We start from the raw sequence: 4,688 nt of genomic DNA, 5'->3' as shown, positions 1-4,688 counted from the left end.
GGCATTTGTTGGCAATATGTTATCTGGAGAGTTGCCGTGACAGCTGGCGGATCATGCTGGCGGTTGCACCCCAGATAAAGTGGTCCTGCCAAGGGATCCAATAGATGGTGTGCAGGTGATCGGCTCTGGGAATGGTCAGGGCGATATGGTGGCGCGGATCCAGCAGGTGGTTGAGCGGCACTTCGAAGGCCTGGTCGACCTCGTCCCGGCTCAGGGTGAGCTGATAGTCGGCCGCTACCAGTCCCAGCACCGGCAGCACGTCATATTGCGAGACGGTGTTGAGGGGAGCGAGGGTGCCAAGCACCTCTATCTGGGCCGGGACTATGCCGAGCTCCTCCTGGGTTTCCCGCAGCGCCGTGTGGATCAGATCCCGGTCATCCGGATCCTGCCTGCCACCGGGGAAACTTATCTGTCCCGCATGGTGGCGCAGGTGCGGGCTGCGCCGGGTCAGCAGCAATTGCAGGCCGTCGGCCCGTTCAACCAGCGGTAGCAGCACGGCGGCGGGCTTGAGCCCGGCCACCGTCAGCCGGTGAGCGGGGGCGGGGCGTTGCAACAAAAAACGGGTCAGCAGTTCGGCTCGTTCCATCTCGATTCTTCTTCACTCCTTCAATTCGCTGAGATCATTTTGTCAGGTTTTCAACGCAGTGCGTCCAGCAGCGGCAGGATGCGGGCCACCTTGTCATAGGTCTCCTGATATTCGTCGTTCACGTCGGAGTCGGCGATGACGCCGCCACCGGCCCAGCAGTGGAGCTGGCCCTGTGCGGCGAGCAGGGTGCGGATGCAGATGCTGGTGTCCATCCGGCCGTGCTGGCTGAGGTAGCCGATGCTGCCGCAGTAGGCGTTGCGCCGCTGGGGCTCCAGCTCCTCGATGATCTCCATGGCCCGGATCTTGGGGGCGCCAGTGATGGAGCCACCGGGGAAGCAGGCGCGCAGCAGATCCACGCCTTGCCAGCGGTCATCCAGCTCACCGTGAATGGTGGAGACAAGGTGGTGCACCGCCGGGAAGGATTCCACCGCAAACAGGCTGGGCACGCTGACCGAACCGGGCCGGCTCACCCGGCCGATGTCGTTGCGCAGCAGATCCACGATCATCAGATTTTCCGATCTGTCCTTGTCGGCCTCCGCCAACTCGTGGGCACTGGCCTGATCCAGCGCTGGGTCGGCCAGCCGCGGACGAGTGCCCTTGATGGGTTTGGTCTCGATGTGGCGCTGGTCGAGCAGCAGGAAACGCTCGGGCGAGAGGCTCAGGATGGCCCCTTGCGGCAAGCGCAGGAAGGCCGAGAAGGGGGCGCGGTTGGCCCGTGACAACGCCTGGTAGGCCTGCCACTCGTCACCCCGATAGGGGGCGCTGAAACGCTGGGTCAGGTTGATTTGATAGCAATCCCCTGCCGCCAGATAGGCCTGCACCCTAGCAAATTTGTCGCCATATTCGGCGCGGCTCATGTTGCTGCGCCAGGGGCCTGCAAGGGCGAAGGGGTCTGCGGCAAGCTCGTGCTGCGCCTCCAGCCACTGCAGCCGGCGGGCAAGGCCGGCCTCGTCGCCCCAGTGCACCAGCTGCCATTTGCCTGTTGCCACCTCCCGCAGCAGGGCCCAGTCATAGATGCCGACCGCCATGTCAGGGATGGTGACGTCGCGGGCGGCCAGGTTCGGCAGACGCTCGAAGCGGCGGCCCAGATCATAGCCAAACAGGCCGAGTGCCCCGCCGATGAAGGGCAGGGGGGTCGCTTGAGTGGTGATCTCTCCCAGCAGGTCGCGCTGGCACCGGGCCAGCAAGGTCAGCGGATCATCTTCACTGGACTCGTGTTGCTCTCCCTGCTCGATGCGGGTCAGCGCCCCGTCCGTCTGCAGGGTGGCCAGCGGATCGGCGGTGATGATGTCAAAGCGGTTGTCCGCACCCAGCGGGCCGGCGGATCCCAGCAACATGGCCCAGGGCAGGTGGTGAAGGCGGGCGAACAGCGCATGGAGCGCCATCTGGTGTTCAAAATGGTGGATATGCAGCGTTGGTTTCATTTTTTGTTACACAGGCAACAGTTTGCAGCCTGCTCCCTAGCCGGTACGGGGGTGGCAAGCGTATCATAGGCGCCGGAATTTTTAGAAAAAACGCGCCGTTGTCTTATCGGGCAGACAGGCAGACCGCCTGGCACCACCCCATCGAAGCACGGCTCATATGGAAGCCCTTGCTCCAACCAACACGGGAGACAAGGACCAGTGAGGATGATATGAGCATCATTAAAAAACAGGATTTTATCGATTCCATCGCCGACGCCCTGCAGTACATCTCCTACTACCACCCCCTCGATTTCGTGCATGCCGCCAAGGCTGCCTATGACCGGGAGATCAACCCGGCCGCCAAGGATGCCCTGGCCCAGATCCTGATCAACTCCCGCATGTCCGCCGAAGGTCATCGTCCGCTCTGCCAGGATACCGGCATCGTCACCTGCTTCGTCAAGATTGGCATGCAGGTGCAGTGGGACAGCGACATGACGGTGCAGGAGATGGTGGATGAAGGGACGCGCCGCGCCTACACCAATCCGGACAACCCGCTGCGCGCCTCCGTGCTGGCCGACCCCGCCGGCAGCCGCAAGAACACCAAAGACAACGCCCCGGCCGTGGTGCACATCGACATGATCCCGGGCAACAAGGTGGAAGTGAGCATCGCGGCCAAGGGCGGCGGCTCCGAGAACAAATCCAAGATGGTGATGCTCAACCCCTCCGACGACGTCGTCGAGTGGGTGCTGAAAACCGTGCCGACCATGGGGGCCGGCTGGTGTCCGCCCGGCATGCTGGGCATCGGCATCGGCGGTACTGCCGAAAAAGCGGCGGTGCTAGCCAAAGAGGCCCTGATGGAGCACATCGACATTCAGGAACTGATCGCTCGTGGTCCCGAGACCACCGAAGAGAAGCTGCGGGTCGAGCTCTACGACAAGGTCAACAAGCTCGGCATCGGTGCCCAGGGCCTCGGCGGCCTCACGACCGTGCTGGACGTGAAGGTGAAGTCCGCCCCGACCCATGCCGCCTCCAAGCCGGTGGTGATGATCCCCAACTGCGCGGCCACCCGCCATGTCCACTTCGAGCTGGATGGTTCCGGCCCGGCCGAACTGACCCCGCCGAAACTGGAAGATTGGCCGGAGATCACCCGCTCGGCTGGCGGCAACGTGCGCCGGGTCAATGTCGACGGCATCACCAAGGCAGAGCTCGCCAGCTGGAAGAGCGGGGATACCGTGCTGCTCTCCGGCAAGATCCTCACCGGTCGCGATGCCGCTCACAAGCGCATTGCCGACATGCTGAAAAAAGGTGAGGGGCTGCCGGAAGGGGTCGATTTCACCAACCGCTTCATCTATTACGTAGGCCCGGTCGATGCCGTGCGTGACGAAGTGGTCGGCCCGGCCGGCCCGACTACCTCTACCCGGATGGACAAGTTCACCGACATGATGCTGGGGGAAACCGGCCTCATCGGCATGATCGGCAAGTCCGAGCGAGGCCCCAAGACGGTCGAGAGCATCAAGCAGCACCAGGCCGTCTATCTGATGGCCGTCGGTGGCGCCGCCTATCTGGTGGCCAAAGCCATCAAGAAGGCGCGGGTGGTGGCCTTCGCCGATCTGGGTATGGAAGCCATCTATGAGTTTGAAGTCGAGGACATGCCGGTAACCGTGGCGGTCGACTCCCAGGGCAACAATATCCACGAGACCGGGCCGGCCTACTGGTCTGCCAAGATTGCCGAGCTCGATGGCAAGCTGGCGTGAGTTGAAGGTGTCTGAGGGCTGTTCACCTGCGGTATGGAGACGGGTCTTTAGTCCTGAGTGAACGGGGGCGATGCGCGACTGCCATGGATGTGGCCGTCATGCAGCCTCAGCCATAACAAACAAAACGAAGGCGACCCCAGGGTCGCCTTTTCTTTTTGTCTGCGTGTCATTCGTGCGAATTTGAACTGCCAACTGCCAACTGCCAACTGCCAACTGCCAACTGCTGCTCTGTGTGTGGTGCACAAGGCTGTCAACGCTGGAGCCCACGACTGTCAGTCGGCTGGCGTTGCTTCGCCCGTGCCACTGTTGTCTGGTGGCATGGGCTTTTATCACTCGGTGATGGCCAAGCGATTCATCACCCAACTCAAAAACCGCGGTCAAACCAACCTAATCGCATGTCTTCTCACTCGATTGGGGGGATCAGTGATTGAGATAGACATCCTGTCCGCCATAGATCAGCGGGCCACCATGAGCGGGAGAGGAGGCGACTGGCTCGAAGAAACGGGTCAATACGCCGCAGCGTTGCCCCAGCTTGCTCAGCTTGGCCCGATCCAGCGTGACCTGTTCCGGCAACCAGGTCAGCACGGCGGCGCAGCGGCCGTTGCCCAGACTCTGCTCCAGCGTGGATTGCCAGTTCTTGATCTTGGGGCTGTGTACCACCAGTACCCGAGCCGGATTGATCCCCTGTGCCTGCAACTGTTTGGCCACGGGCAGACCGGGTGGCGCAATGAGCAGGATCCAGCCCGTGTCACCCTGGCTCAAGCGCACCAGCTCATCGAGCAGCGGCGGCTCCCGGGTGAGGCTCGCAGAGTGGTTATATTCGTCCTGCTTGCCCTGATGGCGGGTGGGCCAGGGGCTGCTCATGCTGGCGACGGAGACAAGGGTGTGGCTCATGGGCTGGCTCATATGTTTTCCTGTATGAATAACCATGCTGTATGTGTATAC

At 62.4% G+C, this 4,688-nt stretch carries 4 protein-coding genes; 1 reads left to right on the top strand and 3 read right to left on the bottom strand.

Annotation, left to right across the window (positions count from 1 at the left end; translation table 11 throughout):
- Positions 1-19: 19 nt before the first annotated feature.
- Positions 20-586, bottom strand: coding sequence for a CoA pyrophosphatase (locus CAK78_RS09195; protein WP_005300376.1), 567 nt, complete (start codon positions 584-586; stop codon positions 20-22).
- Positions 587-636: 50 nt separating this feature from the next.
- The gene (pabB, locus tag CAK78_RS09190; protein WP_176452730.1) at positions 637-1,971 is read right to left on the bottom strand and encodes an aminodeoxychorismate synthase component 1; all 1,335 of its coding nucleotides are present in this window, start codon (positions 1,969-1,971) and stop codon (positions 637-639) included.
- A 248-nt stretch (positions 1,972-2,219) separates the two neighbouring features.
- Here pabB and CAK78_RS09185 point away from each other — a divergent pair, with 248 nt between their 5' ends.
- A complete protein-coding gene (locus CAK78_RS09185) occupies positions 2,220-3,743 on the top strand; it encodes a fumarate hydratase (RefSeq protein ID WP_010634118.1) in 1,524 nt (507 codons plus the stop codon).
- 420 nt (positions 3,744-4,163) lie between these two features.
- On the opposite strand, the gene CAK78_RS09180 is transcribed toward CAK78_RS09185, so the two are convergent.
- Positions 4,164-4,649, bottom strand: coding sequence for a cell division inhibitor (locus CAK78_RS09180; protein ID WP_094697077.1), 486 nt, complete (start codon positions 4,647-4,649; stop codon positions 4,164-4,166).
- Between the last annotated feature and the right edge of the window lie 39 nt (positions 4,650-4,688).

The organism is Aeromonas sp. A35_P (assembly GCF_002259925.1).
In the GTDB taxonomy this organism is placed as follows: domain Bacteria; phylum Pseudomonadota; class Gammaproteobacteria; order Enterobacterales; family Aeromonadaceae; genus Aeromonas; species Aeromonas dhakensis.
This window is presented reverse-complemented; position numbering and strand designations above follow the sequence as displayed.